A 15,087-nucleotide genomic window follows, 5' to 3' on the forward strand; every position below is an offset into this window, starting at 1 on the left:
GCGGATCGGCGTAAAGGAGATTGCAATCATGATGAGACATCTTTGGGCGGCAGTGATCTGGGGAATGATATTCGTCTTGTCCGGGTGCGGGGTCCCGCCAGAGGGCACGGCTGGATCGGACGACGACGCATTCGTACAAGCCGTCTTGGCGGATTATCCTCAATTAAAAGGAAAGCCTTATTCGGTCGATCAAGTGAAACGTGTGGTCGACGGCGATACGTTCGAGACGGTCTCGAACAATAAAGTTCGCCTGATCGGCGTAAACACGCCGGAAAGCATCGGCAAAATTGAGCCGTACGGCAAAGAGGCCAGCGAGTATACGAAGAAACGTCTGTCTAATCGGAAGGTCTTTCTGTTTACGGATACAGGAAACACCGATACTTACGGCCGACTGCTGCGCTACGTATTCGTCGAAGGGGAGCGAATCATGTACAACGAACTGCTGGTGCGTGAAGGATACGCCAATCCGATGACCGTTCCGCCGAATGTGATGTATGCGAAGCTGTTCGTCCAGGCGGAGAGAAGCGCTCGCGAGCAAGGCAAAGGCTTATGGGCCGCAGGAAAAAAACCAGGCAGCAGCACTGGCGTCTCCGCGGGAACAAATAACGAAGCCGCCGATTCCACTTGCGCGAATCCGGAGATTAAAGGCAACATCAACGCCAGGAAGGAAAAAATATACCATGTTCCCGGCGGCCGCTACTACGAGCAAACCGTGCCGGAGCAGCTGTTTTGCAGCGCCAAGGAGGCCGAGAACGCCGGTTATCGCAAATCGAAAGAATAAGCAAAAAGTCCTCCGGCTCCCCGGAGGATTTTTCATACGAGCGTATCATTTAATTGACGGTTTGTTTGTGGTTCTCGGAAATTTGGCTGAGCGCCTCGCCCGCCTCGTTCTCGAACTTGTCGCGCACCGCCAGATCCCCTATGGAGACGATACCGACAAACTCCCCGTTCTCGACGACCGGAAGGCGGCGAATTTGCTCCTTCGCCATCACCTTCGCCGCTTCATCGACGGTCGTATCCGGCGAGACGGATACGACTTTATCGCTCATCACCTCTTTAATCGCGGTGGATCCTTCCTTTTTAGCCGCAAAGCCGCGGATGACCAGGTCGCGGTCGGTCAGCACGCCGATCAGCTTCTTACCGTCGACGACCGGGATAAATCCCGTATCTTCCTGCTTCATTTTTACGGCAGCTTCATATACGTTGTCCTTCAGCGTCACTGTCGCGCAATCTTTCGTCATGATTTCCCGAAGCGTCCTCGATGCCATCGCGCTCATCCTCCTGAGAAAAAAATCGGCGGTACGCCGTCTCCCATAGATTTGCCCTGGCGGCGCGATCCCATGCGCTTCGAAGAACTAGCACTTAACGGGAAGTCCGGTACTCGTTCATATAATCGAGCGTCATGCTCACGAACAGCTTCGCCGCGTGCAGCATCGCATTCTCGTCGATGTCAAAGCGGGGATGATGGTGCGGATAAACGATTCCCCGCTCCCGATTGCCTGCGCCGACGAACATGAAGCACCCCGGAATTTGCTCCAAATAATAAGCGTAATCTTCCCCGGCCATAATAAGCGGCGAAAGCTTCGTGCCCGCTTCCCCGAATGTCTGCGGCGCCGTGCGCAAGAACCGGTCTGCTTCCTCGGCATGATTAATGACCGGAGGATACCCCATCTTGTAATCAAGCGTGTACGTGGCGCCGTGCATCAAACAGGTCTGGCGCACGATCGTTTCCAGCCTGTCCTTTACCATCGACCTTAAGTCCGGATGAAAGGTCCGGACCGTTCCTTTCAACGTCGCCGTTTCGGCGATGACGTTGAACGTCGTGCCGCCGTGTATCGATCCGACCGATACGACGCAAGGCTCCGTCGGATCGGCTGAACGGCTGACGATCGATTGCAGATTCACGACGAGCTGCGAAGCGACGAACACACTATCGATCGCCTCGTGCGGCAGTCCGCCGTGACCGCCCTTGCCTTTAATCTCGATCACAAACTCGTCCGCGGCAGCCATCATCGGTCCCGGCTTACAAGCCGCCGTGCCGACCTCGAACGGCGTCCATAAATGAATGCCGTATACGACATCGACACCGTCCAATGCGCCGTCTTCGATCATCCCCAGCGCTCCTCCCGGCGTCGTTTCTTCGGCAGGCTGGAACAGGAACACGACGGTGCCGTTCAGACTGTCGCGATGCCGGCTCAGCGTCTTGGCCACCGCGAGCAGCGTAGACGTGTGGGCATCGTGTCCGCAAGCGTGCATGACGCCGGGTACGGTCGATGCGTATTCGCACGCTTTCTCATCCTGAATCGGCAGCGCATCCATATCCGCCCGCAGCGCCACCGTCGGCCCTGCGTTCCGGCCTTCCAGCCGCGCAACGACGCCATGTCCCTTGCCCGCAAATGTACGGACCTCGAGTCCCCAAGCCAGAAGCCGTTCGGCTACGTAGGCAGCGGTCTCCGATTCGTAATAGGAAAGCTCCGGATTCCGGTGCATATGTCTGCGCCATTCGATCATCTCGGGAAAAACCGATTCAAGCGTTTCATTCATATTCATGGTCTTTCCCCCTTTGTATACGTCTTTAAGTCCACGATCCGTACCTTCGTTTCTTATTGTAACAAATGCGCGGGGCGGTTTCATCCATGTGTCACAAAATTTCAAATTTTCCCTTTGACGCCGCTTGGGCGGGATGCATTAGGCTTGCACAAGTAAGGGAAACATACTATCATGAGTAAAGTGATGTACATAGATTAGGAGGGCTTGCTGTGATTATTGAGAACAGTGGATTGAAGGGCTTGAAAAGCGATCTCGCCCATTTGGACGAAAGTATGGAGCAACTCGGGTTCGTGCGTTGGCAATGGGAGTACTACCGCGCCACTTACGACCTGAAGCTGGAAGATAAAGCAAACCGCGAAGATTACTTCCTGCGCATCAATACACGGGTGGAAAGCGGTAAATTGGAATCCCCTTACGCGATTCTTTACATTGAAGACGTTTATATCGGAAGAGCGACCTTCCCGCACGGTTTGGACTATCAATCTCCGGTGCCGGACTCCATCATGAAAGCCGTAAACGGTAAACTGGCGGAATTGAAAGTTAAGTTGACCCACTAAGCGGAGACTCTCGATGAATTCGCCGCGACGAGGAACGCCTGATTTTCTGCTGCTCTTTCTGACGTTTTTACTCGTGTGCATCGGTTTGGCGTTCGTATTCAGCGCAAGCGTAGCGATGAACGATCCTTGGAGTTTGGTCATTAGGCAAGGCTTGGCCGTCGGCTTGGGAACGGTCATCATGTTCTTTTGCATGAATGTCGATTTCCGCAAGTTTCAGAAATGGGTGGCCCCCTTCCTTACCTTCTCCATCGTGCTGCTGCTTCTAGTGCCGATCGTCGGACGCGAAGTGAACAACGCCAAAAGCTGGATTTATATCGGTTCCTTCGGTTTGCAGCCTACGGAACTCGCCAAACTGGCCGTCATCCTCTACTTGGCGGCCTTGCTTAGCAAAAAGGGGGATAAAATCCACGATTTCAAGCGCGGACTCGTTCCTCCTTTGCTCGTTGTTGGATTCCTGTGCATGCTGATCATGTTTCAGCCCGACCTTGGTTCCACCATGATCGTAGTTTTGAGTGCGGCGCTGGTCATCGTCGTTGGCGGCGCCAGCATCAAGCATATTATGCTGCTCGGCGCAGCAGGCGCCTCCGCCCTCGCGCTGCTGGCGTCCGTTTACTTGTTAAAAACGGGTGGAGACAGCTATCGGGTCGACCGGTTTACGACATTCTTGGACCCGTTCGCCGATCCGCAGGGCGGCAGTTTTCAAATCGTACAGTCGCTTTATGCGTTTGGACATGGCGGTCTGACCGGCGCCGGCTTCGGACAAAGCGTCCAGAAGCTGCACTACCTGCCGGAAGCGCACAACGATTTTATTTTCTCCATTATCGGCGAAGAGCTCGGCTTTATCGGATCATCCATATTTTTGATTATTTATTTAGTATTCCTGCTGCGCGGTCTTATCGTGGCCTTACGCTGCAAAGACTTGTTCGGCATGCTGGCGGGCGTCGGTATCGTCGGCATGATCGGCATCCAGGCCTTCATCAACATCGGCGGCGTTACCAACACCATTCCGATGACCGGTGTTACGCTTCCACTGATCAGCCAAGGCGGAACATCCATGCTGGTGACGCTGATGAGTCTCGGAATTCTGCTCAGCATCTCGCGGGAATACAACCGGCCGGATAAAGAGCGGGAGCCGGGAAAGAAATTGAATGAGCGCCAATGGGCGAGATAGAGAGAAAACGGGAAAACCTAGCGGCTCAACGCTAGGTTTTTTTGGGGTATTCGGATGCTGATTTTCATCAGGGATTAGGTTTGTCCGGAACAAAAGATGGCCAGAACCAGTATTCACTTCCTTGAGCTATAATTAGAAGTTCAAGCCAGGTCGCAAAATCCATGTTCAAGTCAATGGCATACTCCTATGAATTGATACAATCTTGCCAAAATAAATAGTTTTTTCCCTCAATATAGGCTAGAGAGTCAATGAAAATCATGGCGGTGTTCGCCATTCAATGCTCGCACAATCTTTTCTTGATTCATCTCATTGTCACATCATTTCGAATAATTAATCCGATGGGCATCTCGCCCCGGACATGAAAAAGCAGAGGGCGATTTCTCGGCACCCCCTGCTGCGCTATCTTCCTATTTTACCCGATGCTGCGGGTCTTCGGTATGTACCGCTTCTTCTTCGCGGAAGGCGACCCCTTCCACTTTCACGTTGACTTCAATGACCGATAAACCGGTCATGTTCTCCACCGCTTCGCGCACGTTCTCTTGAAGATCGCGGCAAACCTCCTGGATCTTGCTTCCGTAGTGAACGATTACGCGCAGATCGATGGCGGCCTCGACTTGACCCACTTCAACGGAAACGCCCTTTTGCGCGTTTTTCCCGCTCAGGCGCTTGGCCAATCCTTCCGACATCCCTCCAGACATGGCGGCGATCCCCGGCGTCTCCAATGCAGCGAGTCCTGCTATGGTTGCAACGACGTCATCTGAAATGCGGATAAGACCAGTTTGAATTTCTTCGTTCATGAGGATCACTCCTTCACCGATTATACTTCTATTGTAATAACTTCTTTCATGGAAAGCAAATCCAACGTACCCTCGGATTGACAAGGTTCGACACCGGTACAGCTGATAGTTCAAGGCTTTTCCCGGTGCTTCGCCCTTAGCGTTATTGCACCGCGATTCCGTACTTTTCATCACCGGACTGCGGGTCCAATAAATATTTTGATTGCCTTACATCTTGTAGGGGATTAGAATATTGTTTGTTGATTTAAGGAATACTTTCCCATATGAGGTGATTGTTATGAGACGATACGGTTTTGCCATCGGACTAATCGCTAGCTTCATTTTGAGCGGAGTGGCTCATTATGTCGGCGCTCCAACCTTTAGCCCAACGGTGCAATTTCTGATTTCCGCGGTATCGATCGTGTTCGTTGCCGGGTTTCTTGGCAAAGCGACGGAAAGCGTCGCTCATTATGCCGGAGAACGGCTCGGCGGTTTTCTGAACGCAACGTTCGGGAATGCGGCGGAGCTGATCATCGCCATCTTTCTGGTCAAGGACGGCATGTTCGACATCGTCAAGGCGAGCGTCACCGGTTCGATTATCGGCAACATGCTGCTCGTGCTTGGATTAAGCGTCCTGCTCGGCGGGTTGAAGTACAAAGAGCAATCGTTCAACCTGAAGCTCGCCGGCCATAACGGCTCGCTCATGCTGCTCGCCGTCATCGCACTGTTCATTCCCGCCGCCTTCACGAAAAGCTTGACGACGAACGAGACGATCAACCTAAGCATTATCGTTTCCGCTATCCTTATTGTCGCCTACTTGCTGTGGCTTTACTTCTCGATGGTCACCCACAAAGACGAGCTTTCGGACCCGGTTGTCGAGCATGGAGAAGCGGCCTGGTCCAAAGGGATCTCCGTGCTGTTTCTTATCCTTGCCACGGTCATGGTCGCATTCGGGAGCGAATGGCTCGTGGGCACGCTCGAAGGCTTCAGCCATCAATACGGATTATCCGAGCTGTTCGTAGGCGCTTTCCTCATTGCGATCGTCGGCAATGCGGCCGAGCACAGCGCCGCTATTATTATGGCACGCAAGAACAAAATGGGCGCCGCGGTCGAGATCGCGATCGGCAGCAGCCTGCAAATCGCACTGTTTGTCGCGCCGCTGCTCGTCCTCGTGTCCGTATTATTCGGCAAAACGATGGACCTCGTCTTCACCGGGTACGAGCTGGTCGCCATCGGCGTCGCCGCCTTTATTGCCAAATCGATTTCCAGTGACGGAAAAACCACCTGGTTCGAGGGCGTCCTGCTCTTGGTCGTGTATCTGGTGCTCGGCATCGCCTTCTTCCTCGTTTAACCCAAAAACAAAGGGTAACCTTCAGTCTGAAGGTTACCCTTTGTTTTGCAAATCCAGCGCTTCGTAAAGCGTCGCCAAATTACGCTCCAGCTTCACCAAAATTTGCTTGCCTGTCGACTCGGTAATTAAATCGGCACGAATGGCAAAGTCGATTTCCCGGGACAGCCCGTAGATCTGCGTATCTAAGACCTCTTCGTACAGAGGACATTTGCGTGTGGTCAAGTTTTCCATCTGTACTTCGATCAGCTTCTCGATCTTATCCGCATCTTCCTGAAGAAGAAGCAGCGCTTTCTGCGATAAGCTGAGCAGCACATCCGACGACATGGCGCTCCCCCCTGTGATCCCCGTTATGAATCTAATTAATAGCTTGTATATTTATATTAGTCGAAATCGAACCATTACACAAGTGCAACTCCATAGAAAAAGGCATTTTCGCTTTATGCGAAAACGCCCCCTACGACTAAACCTTATTATTCTTGAATGCTGTTGATGCTCAAGCCGTGTTTCTCGAACACTTCGGCCATAGCTTGCTTGGCTTCTTCAGCATCCGGACCGTGCACGTGCAGGTCGTATTTGCTCGAAGTCAAGAGCGTTGTAAACAAACCAAGGATACTTTTAACGTCGATGTACTTATTCTCATATTGGAGAACAATCGAAGATCTGAATTTGTTGGCGGTTTGCGAAATCTCCACAATAGCTGCGTTGTTTGCGTTCGGCATAAAAATCCCTCCATGTGTTGATGAGACGGTCGTAATAAATCGCTTAGTTAATGATACATTGGAAGAGAATAACATGCAACTAGATTTTTCGGCGTATTTACTTCAACCGTTCCGGATTTAATCCTTCCAGTTCCGGAACGACGAATCGTCCGTCCTTGCGGATGAGCCGGTCGTCGAAATAAATTTCGCCGCCCCCGAATTCAGGGCGCTGAATCAGCACCAAATCCCAATGAACGGACGAGCGGTTGCCGTTGTCCGCCTGCTCGTAAGCTTGGCCCGGCGTAAAGTGAAGGCTGCCGTCGATCTTCTCGTCGAATAGCGTATCCTTCATCGGGTACAAAATATACGGGTTAAAGCCAAGGCTGAACTCGCCGATATAACGCGCCCCTTCATCGGTGTCCAGAATCTCGTTCAGCCGTTTCGTGTCGCTCGCGGTCGCTTCGACAATTCGGCCGTTCTCGAAGCGGAACGTAATATTGTCGAATGTAATGCCCGAGCTCACGGACGGTGTGTTATAGGCGATAACGCCATTGACGGAATCGCGCACCGGCGCCGTGTACAGCTCTCCGTCCGGGATATTGCGGCGTCCGCAGCATTTGACCGATCCGATGCCCTTGATCGAGAACGAGATGTCGGTCGCGCCCGGTCCGACGATCCGTACGCGGTCTGTCCTGTTCATTAATTCCTGCAGCGGGTCCATCGCCGCGGACATTGCGGAATAATCCAGGTTGCATACATCGAAATAAAAGTCCTCAAACCGCGACGTGCTCATATTGGCAAGCTGGGCCATCGAAGCGTTCGGGTAACGAAGCACAACCCATCGCGTTCGTTTCACACGCTGCTCCAAATGTACCGGCTTCTGATACAGCTGCTTGTACAGCTTCATCTTGTCTTCCGGCACATCGGACTGCTCGTTCACGTTCTCACCTGCGCGTATGGCGACATAGCAGTCCATATCTTCCATACGCTTCAAATCGAGGGCCGCCCAGTGCTCAAGCTGTTTCTCCGTGATGCCCTTCAGCACGGACGCCCGAACGGCGGGATCGATCAATTCCACGTAAGGATATCCGCCGCGGACGTACACTTCTTCGACCAGGCATCGGACCAGCTCGCGCTCGGAGCCGATCATTTCGATCAAAACCTTCTCGCCAGGCTTCACATCGAGCGAATATTGCACAATATTGCGCGCCAACGTATGTAAGCGAGGATCTCGCATCGTTCTTCTCTCCTTTATCGCGTTAAACTTTTTTGCCGGACTTGCCGACAGGTTCGGCTCGCGTCCATTTCTTTTTGTAATAACTTCCCACGGCAAGCATAACCGCCAAGAGAATGAGGAGTACAAGCAACCTCCCTTTATGTTGCCCAAAATGCAGCAAATCGTGCCCAATCAGCGATTCCATAAATACCATCGGCGCTTTGCCGATCAGGGTGCCGATAATGAAATGACGGGTACGTACTTTCATAACCGCGGCGCCCAAATTGATCGCGAAGGAAGGCAGCACCGGGATGATGCGGCTGCCTGCAATAAACCATAGTCCGTACCGTTTCAGCTTCTCGTTAAATTTGTCTAGATAGCTGTATTTGGCAAGCTTGCGCTGCACCCATGTTCTGCCCAGGTTTTTGGCGACCCAATAAGCGATAACCGCACCTAAACAGGCAAACACGTAGTTGACAATGAAGCCCATCCAGAAGCCGAACAAGAGCACGTTAACCCCGGCGACAACGATAAACGGGATAAAAGGCACCAGCGTCTGCACCAGTACGAGCAGCGCTCCTCCGATATGGCCGATCCAGCCTAACGAGTCCAAAGCATCCGATATGTGCTGGACATTCCAATGGCCCAAAGGTTGTCCCTCCCTTCTCACATTCTATTATTGTATCAAAATAAGCAAACATACACGAGCTTTAAGCAGCGGTGATCTTTATTCGAAAATATTACCCGATCCGTGCCGCCTCCACTTGACACAGCCTACTTCAATCTTATAAAATTAGAAGTCGAGAATAAGCGTGATCCCTCACGGGCTTCATGTTTATGGTGGAAGGCGTGTCACCCTCTAAAGATTTCGTTACCGACAGGACCGCGGCTGGTTTTTCTTGTCGATAGCTCCGGTGATCTTTCGGAGCGTAGCAGCGGAATCGGGCACGATCTTCACGCGTTTGTTCCAAGCTTGACTCAACTATATTAAGGTTAAAGGAGTTCATCCTACAATGTCACGTTACACAGGTCCTAAATTTAAATTAAGCCGCCGCCTCGGCATCTCCTTGAGCGGTACCGGCAAAGAATTGAAACGCCCTTTCCCTCCAGGTCAACACGGCCCTGGACAACGTAAGAAACTGTCCGGTTACGGCGTACAATTGCAAGAAAAACAAAAGCTTCGTCACATGTACGGTTTGAACGAGAAGCAATTCCGCAACTTGTTCGACAAAGCTTCCAAGCTGCAAGGTATCGCGGGTGAAAACTTCATGTTCTTGCTCGAAAGCCGTTTGGACAACCTCGTATACCGTTTGGGTCTGTCCAACACCCGTGCAGGCGCTCGTCAGCTCGTCGCTCACGGCCACATTACCGTTAACGGCAAAAAAGTGGACATCCCTTCTTACATCGTTAGCACCGGCGACGTGATCGGTCTTCGCGAAAGAAGCCGCAACCTGTCCGCCGTCAAAGAAGCTTTGGCGAACCGCAACTACTTGCCGGGTTACCTGGAGTTCAACGAAGCCGCCCTGGAAGGTAAATACATTCGTCTTCCTGAGCGCGCCGAGCTTGCCCAAGAAATTGACGAAAAACAAATCGTCGAGTTCTACAGCCGTTAATCCTACATCACACCGAACTGTTCCTTCCGGGAACAGTTCTTTTTTTCATTTACACATAAAGAAATACCTCCGCCCCGCTCGCCATAAAGCGCTTCGGGCACGGAGGTATTTGTATTTATCCCAGCTTAATCCGGGCGAATTTGCGCTTGCCGACCTGTACAATGTCGCCATCGGCCGGGGTGAGCTCGGCATTCGGGTCGTCAACCTTCTGCTCGTTGATCTTCACAGCGCCCTGCTGCACGCTGCGGCGCGCCTCGCTGCCGGACGTCTGCAGACCGAGCGTCACCAGCAGCTTCGCCGCGCGGATGACGCCGTTATCGAGCGCCTCCGCAGGCAGCGTCACGTCTTCGATATCATCCGGCAGCGCGCGCTGCTGGAAGACTGTGACGAAGTGGTGCTGCGCCTCATCGGCGGCTTGCTGGCCGTGGTACATCCGCACGAACGTATGCGCCAGGCGCATTTTGGCATCGCGCGGATGAACGGAACCGTCCTCCAGCCCGCTGCGCAGCCGGGCGAGCTCTTCGTTCGACATGTCCGTCGCCAGCTCGTAATATTTAGCCATCAGCTCATCGGGCACTGACATCGCCTTCCCGTAAATTTCGTTCGGCTCTTCGTCGATGCCGATGTAGTTGCCGAGGCTCTTACTCATTTTGTTAACGCCGTCAAGTCCTTCGAGCAGCGGATTCATGATGGCGACCTGGGCAGCCACGCCATATTCCTTTTGCAGCGTACGGCCCATCAACAAGTTGAACTTCTGATCGGTACCGCCGAGCTCGATGTCGCTTTTGAGCGCAACCGAATCGTAGCCTTGCATAAGCGGATAGAAAAACTCGTGAATATGAATCGGCAATCCGGAGCCGTACCGCTTGGAGAAATCATCGCGCTCGAGCATCCGGGCGACCGTCACTTTAGCCGACAATTGCACGACATCGGCGAAATTCAACGGACCAAGCCACTCCGAATTGTAATACAGGTTCGTTTTCGACTTGTCGAGAATTTTATAGATTTGCTTCTGATACGTTTCCGCGTTGCGCTTCACGTCTTCTTCGGTCAGCTGCTTCCGCGTCTCCGACTTGCCGGTCGGGTCGCCGATCCGCCCGGTGAAGTCCCCGATGATGAGCTGTACCTGATGGCCCAGCTCTTGGAATTGACGCAGCTTATGCAGCACCACCGTGTGCCCGACATGAATGTCCGGGGCCGACGGGTCGAGCCCGAGTTTAACGTTTAACGGCTTGCCGGTCGCGACCGAGTCGATCACCTTATTTCTCAATTCGTCCTCCGGTACGATCTCAACGACGCCGCGGCGAATCGTCTCCAGTTGACGATTCACCTCCTCTTGCTGCGCGGACGAAAGTTCCTCCCATTTTGCCATAACGACTGATTCCTCCTAAGAAATAAACTGAACACATAGAAAAAAAGCCTTCTCTTCCACAAAGGGACGAGAAGGCTCTGCTCGCGGTACCACCCTAATTAAAGTCAGGCTCTCAAGATCTGCGCCTGAACTTTCACTTCATCTGAATAACGGAGGTCCCCCGATCGGAAGCTACTGGCTCATCGATGGCTCACAACCAACATGAAGCGTTCCCCTCCGCTGCTCCGGACCGTAATTCGATCAAAGACGAGTACCGGTTCGCACCTACCACCGGCTCTCTGGGAGCTTCGTTCCTTGGCCTACTGCTGTCCATCCTGGCATTTGTCCGTATACAATTACCGATTATTTAACCATACAACGGCGGCATTGTCAAACGGGTTCGCCCCGTTTCTCTCATCCAAACGTCATGGAACAGTCATGAAAGCGATACCGCCGCGCGGTGTTCAGCTTGACGCTTTATGCTATAATGAACTAGGAATGTTTTTCTAGATCAGGAGGAACCCGGTTTACATGGAGACGGAGAACAAGACTAGATCTTACAAAACAATAGTACGCGCGACCGGTAAATACACGGTACTGACGATCAAATGGCTTTTCATTACGGGCGTTATTGCCGGTTTTCTGGCCGGCGGCGCCGCATTCGGATATGTAACCGCACTCGTGAAGGACGACCCTGTACGCGATAAAGAAACGATGCTCAAGCAAATGAACGACGACGCCTTGACCGGCTTTGTTTACTTCCGGGACGATACGGTCGTCGGCCAGCTGCGCACCGAGGAAGACCGGCAGCTCGCCAGCATGAGCGACATTCCTCAGGTCGTGCTGGATGCCGTCTTTGCGATCGAAGATAACAATTTCTACGAGCATATGGGGATCGATATTACCGGGACCGCCCGCGCAGTAGTCCAGAAGCTGCTGAATCAGGATGTGCAAACCGGGGGAAGCACGATTACGCAGCAGCTTGCCCGGCGCGTATTCCTGTCGCTCGACAAAGCGGACAGCCGGAAGGCGAAAGAAATTTTTCTCGCCATGCGCCTGGAACGACTGATGTCGAAAGACGAAATATTACTTGCTTATCTGAACAAAATCCCTTACGGCAACGGCTCGTCCGGCTACAATGCCTATGGAATCAAGGCTGCGGCCAAAGGGATTTTTAATATCGAGGATTTAAACAAGCTGAACTTGGCGCAAGCCGCCTACTTGGCCGGACTTCCACAGCTGCCAAGCAACTATTCGGCGTTCAACAGCCAGGGCATCTTCGACAGCGCCGCCTTCAAGCGCGCCGTGCAACGTCAGCAGTTGGTGCTTCGGCGCATGCTGGAGGAAGGCAAGATCACCCAGCAGCAGCACGACGAGGCGCTTGCCTTCGATTTAAAGGGTTCGCTCGCCGAACGGGTGAAGAAAGCTTACTCCACTTACCCGTTCTTGATGATCGAAGTGGAGAAGGAAGCGGCGAAAGCGCTGTTGAAGGCGGAGAAGCCGGATCTCGACCCGGAGAAAAACCCGGAAACGTACAACGAAGCTCTGAAGAGCATGCAGGCGCAGCTCAGCCGCGGCGGTTACCACGTCTATACGACGATCGACAAAGATATTTACGAAGAGATGCGTTCCATCGCCCAGAACGAAAAAAACTTCACCCCGGATGACAAGGTGAAGGGGATCGAGCAGGTCGGGGCCGTTATGATCGATAACAAAACCGGAGCGATCCTGAGCATGCTGGAAGGACGGGATTTCTTCAAGGAGCAGTTGAACCACGCGACGCAAGCCTATCGCCAGCCGGGCTCCACCATGAAGCCGATCGCAGCCTTCCTGCCGGCCCTCGAGAAGGGAGCCATTCAGCCGGCTTCCGTCATCGACGACGTGCCGATCATTTTGAAGGACGGCACGAAGGTCGGCTATCACATACCGGAAAACTGGGATGACGGATATCACGGCTTGATCACGGCCCGTACGGCATTAAACCAGTCGTACAACATTCCTGCCATCAAGCTGTTCACCGAAACCGTGGGCATCAAAGAAGCTTGGGCGTTCGCAAGCAAGCTCGGCATCCGTTCCATAACCCCGGACGATTACGTCGCGCAGACGGGCGTTATCGGCGGTTTAAAATACGGCGTATCCGTCAAAGAGCTGACCAACGCTTACGCCACGATAGGCAATGAGGGCGTCTTTAACGAGGCGTTCATGATTCGTAAAATTACCGATTCGAACAACCAGATCATCTATGAGCACGAGAGTAAACCGACAACCGTCTTCTCTCAAGAAACGGCGTACTTGATGACAGATATGATGCGTACCGTCATTACTTCCGGAACGGCAACCGACTTGATGAGCAAGTACAAAAGTTACGGTAAAATTCCGATTGTCGGTAAAACCGGTTCCACCCAGGACGACGCGGACGCTTGGTTTATGGGATATACGCCGGATATTACGCTGGGCGTATGGGCCGGATATGAACTGCCGATCCATAAGCTGAGCAAGAAAACCGGCGGTACGAACCGCGCCAAGAACGTGTGGGCGATGGCCATGAATGCGGCGATCGAGAAACATCCGGAGTTGTTCCCGACCAAGCAATTCAAGCGCCCGCCGAACATCGTCGAAATGACCGTGTCGAGCTTATCCGGCAAACTGCCGAGCGAAGCCGTTTCGGCGGCCGGCAAGCTGACCACCGACATTTTCAACAAGAAATTCGTGCCGACCGATGAAGATAATGTCATGGTGAAGCTTCCGATCATTACCTACAACGGGTTGAACTACATAGCGCAACCATCTACACCGGCGGAGTTCGTGCAGGAGAAGACGGTGATCAAACGCGAAAAGTCGTTAAATCAGCTGTTCAAAGAAATCGGGGAAATTATGAGCCGGATGCCGCAAGACCGCAAGCGCAGCATCGATTTCTACAAGCCTAGAGACTTTGACGAGGACGCCCCGTCGGAAACCGATCCGAGAACCGACGACGGCAAACCGCCGGTGCCGCCGACAACCGTTGTCGCCACCCACTCCGGCGAAACAAGCGTCATCACGTTCCAAGCGAGCGAAAGCGCGGATACGGTCGGATACCGGTTGTACCGTTCTACCAATAACGGCAATTATCAAAGGGTCGCGGGGAAAGTCGTCCTCGCCGGAGCGGAGACCAAATTCACCGACCACATCGCTCCGGGACTGCACGGCTACTATGTCACCGCGGTCGATGTGGCGGGTCACGAATCGCCGCCGAGCAAGGCCGCCTTCACGGACGGCACAGCGATGGAACTGCTCTTCCTGAATCCGGATAGCGGCGACCCGCTTGCTTCAACAGAAGGCGCAAAACCAGGCAAGTCAGGCGAATCGAAGCCCGGCAGCACGAACGGGGCTACCGCAGCCAAAACAGCTCCCGCCGCTCCTTCCGGTCTAGCCGCCAAGTCGACCGGCGGCGGTATCGAGTTAAACTGGAAAGCGAACGCCGATAAAGACAAAGTAAAATCGTACACCGTATATTACAACGAGAAGGAAGACGGAAAGTTCGAGAAAATCGGCACGGTTACAGGAGCCACCCAGTTCCGCTATTATGCCGTATCGTTCGATGGGTTTTATCGCATCACGGCAACCAATGAATACGGCGAGTCTAAGCCTTCAGCGACCGTGAAGTATGTGAAATAGTGCAAAAAAACGTCCGGCAGCCGGACGTTTTTTTGCACCCGTTCCCCTCACTTATAACGTTAGGTAAATTGACATGCACCTCACTCCCCTACTACAATAAGACTAAAACCTGCAATCATCTGTTAAGCGATGAACGTTCGGTTTTCG

14 protein-coding genes and 1 other annotated feature are annotated in these 15,087 nt (G+C 53.0%); of the genes, 6 read left to right on the top strand and 8 right to left on the bottom strand.

What is annotated here, in order from left to right; all coding sequences use genetic code 11:
• Positions 1-28 precede the first annotated feature (28 nt).
• Positions 29-781, top strand: coding sequence for a thermonuclease family protein (locus FKP33_RS00305; RefSeq protein WP_141333716.1), 753 nt, complete (start codon positions 29-31; stop codon positions 779-781).
• A 49-nt stretch (positions 782-830) separates the two neighbouring features.
• Here FKP33_RS00305 and FKP33_RS00310 read toward each other — a convergent pair whose 3' ends face one another.
• Entirely contained in the window at positions 831-1,268 is a 438-nt protein-coding gene (locus tag FKP33_RS00310; RefSeq protein ID WP_054797028.1) for a CBS domain-containing protein, read from the bottom strand.
• Positions 1,269-1,362: 94 nt separating this feature from the next.
• Positions 1,363-2,550: a M20 metallopeptidase family protein gene (locus FKP33_RS00315; protein ID WP_054798754.1), complete on the bottom strand. Its 1,188-nt coding sequence runs from the start codon at positions 2,548-2,550 to the stop codon at positions 1,363-1,365.
• Positions 2,551-2,759: 209 nt separating this feature from the next.
• Here FKP33_RS00315 and FKP33_RS00320 point away from each other — a divergent pair, with 209 nt between their 5' ends.
• On the top strand, positions 2,760-3,107 hold the full coding sequence (locus FKP33_RS00320; protein ID WP_054798753.1) for a YugN family protein: 348 nt from the start codon (positions 2,760-2,762) through the stop codon (positions 3,105-3,107).
• A gap of 13 nt (positions 3,108-3,120) precedes the next feature.
• Complete coding sequence (gene ftsW / locus FKP33_RS00325) at positions 3,121-4,278, top strand: putative lipid II flippase FtsW (protein WP_141333717.1); 1,158 nt, start codon at positions 3,121-3,123, stop codon at positions 4,276-4,278.
• A 407-nt stretch (positions 4,279-4,685) separates the two neighbouring features.
• On the opposite strand, the gene FKP33_RS00330 is transcribed toward ftsW, so the two are convergent.
• Positions 4,686-5,075: an Asp23/Gls24 family envelope stress response protein gene (locus tag FKP33_RS00330; protein WP_127608487.1), complete on the bottom strand. Its 390-nt coding sequence runs from the start codon at positions 5,073-5,075 to the stop codon at positions 4,686-4,688.
• 277 nt (positions 5,076-5,352) lie between these two features.
• On the opposite strand from FKP33_RS00330, the gene cax reads away from it, so the two are divergent.
• A complete protein-coding gene (gene cax, locus FKP33_RS00335; RefSeq protein WP_141333718.1) occupies positions 5,353-6,405 on the top strand; it encodes a calcium/proton exchanger in 1,053 nt (350 codons plus the stop codon).
• Between the two features lie 33 nt (positions 6,406-6,438).
• On the opposite strand, the gene FKP33_RS00340 is transcribed toward cax, so the two are convergent.
• The 4 genes from FKP33_RS00340 to FKP33_RS00355 form a co-directional block, all read right to left on the bottom strand.
• Positions 6,439-6,729, bottom strand: a complete 291-nt coding sequence (locus FKP33_RS00340; RefSeq protein WP_054797025.1) for an Fpa/YlaN family protein — start codon at positions 6,727-6,729, stop codon at positions 6,439-6,441.
• A gap of 146 nt (positions 6,730-6,875) precedes the next feature.
• Complete coding sequence (locus FKP33_RS00345; protein WP_054797024.1) at positions 6,876-7,124, bottom strand: HPr family phosphocarrier protein; 249 nt, start codon at positions 7,122-7,124, stop codon at positions 6,876-6,878.
• Positions 7,125-7,221: 97 nt separating this feature from the next.
• Positions 7,222-8,340: an aminopeptidase gene (locus FKP33_RS00350; protein ID WP_141333719.1), complete on the bottom strand. Its 1,119-nt coding sequence runs from the start codon at positions 8,338-8,340 to the stop codon at positions 7,222-7,224.
• A gap of 22 nt (positions 8,341-8,362) precedes the next feature.
• Entirely contained in the window at positions 8,363-8,968 is a 606-nt protein-coding gene (locus FKP33_RS00355; RefSeq protein ID WP_141333720.1) for a TVP38/TMEM64 family protein, read from the bottom strand.
• A 364-nt stretch (positions 8,969-9,332) separates the two neighbouring features.
• Here FKP33_RS00355 and rpsD point away from each other — a divergent pair, with 364 nt between their 5' ends.
• Positions 9,333-9,932 (top strand): 30S ribosomal protein S4, encoded by a 600-nt coding sequence (rpsD, locus tag FKP33_RS00360; RefSeq protein ID WP_054797022.1) that lies wholly within the window; start codon positions 9,333-9,335, stop codon positions 9,930-9,932.
• A gap of 115 nt (positions 9,933-10,047) precedes the next feature.
• Here the strand turns inward: rpsD and tyrS are convergent, their stop codons facing one another.
• On the bottom strand, positions 10,048-11,304 hold the full coding sequence (gene tyrS, locus FKP33_RS00365; protein ID WP_054798751.1) for a tyrosine--tRNA ligase: 1,257 nt from the start codon (positions 11,302-11,304) through the stop codon (positions 10,048-10,050).
• 59 nt (positions 11,305-11,363) lie between these two features.
• Positions 11,364-11,629: a binding site (T-box leader), on the bottom strand.
• A 185-nt stretch (positions 11,630-11,814) separates the two neighbouring features.
• On the opposite strand from tyrS, the gene FKP33_RS00370 reads away from it, so the two are divergent.
• Positions 11,815-14,940 carry a transglycosylase domain-containing protein gene (locus FKP33_RS00370; protein ID WP_141333721.1) on the top strand — a complete coding sequence of 1,042 codons (3,126 nt, stop codon included), beginning with the start codon at positions 11,815-11,817 and terminating at the stop codon, positions 14,938-14,940.
• Positions 14,941-15,087: the final 147 nt, after the last annotated feature.

The organism is Paenibacillus sp. tmac-D7 (genome assembly GCF_006519665.1).
In the GTDB taxonomy this organism is placed as follows: Bacteria; Bacillota; Bacilli; order Paenibacillales; family NBRC-103111; genus Paenibacillus_G; species Paenibacillus_G validus.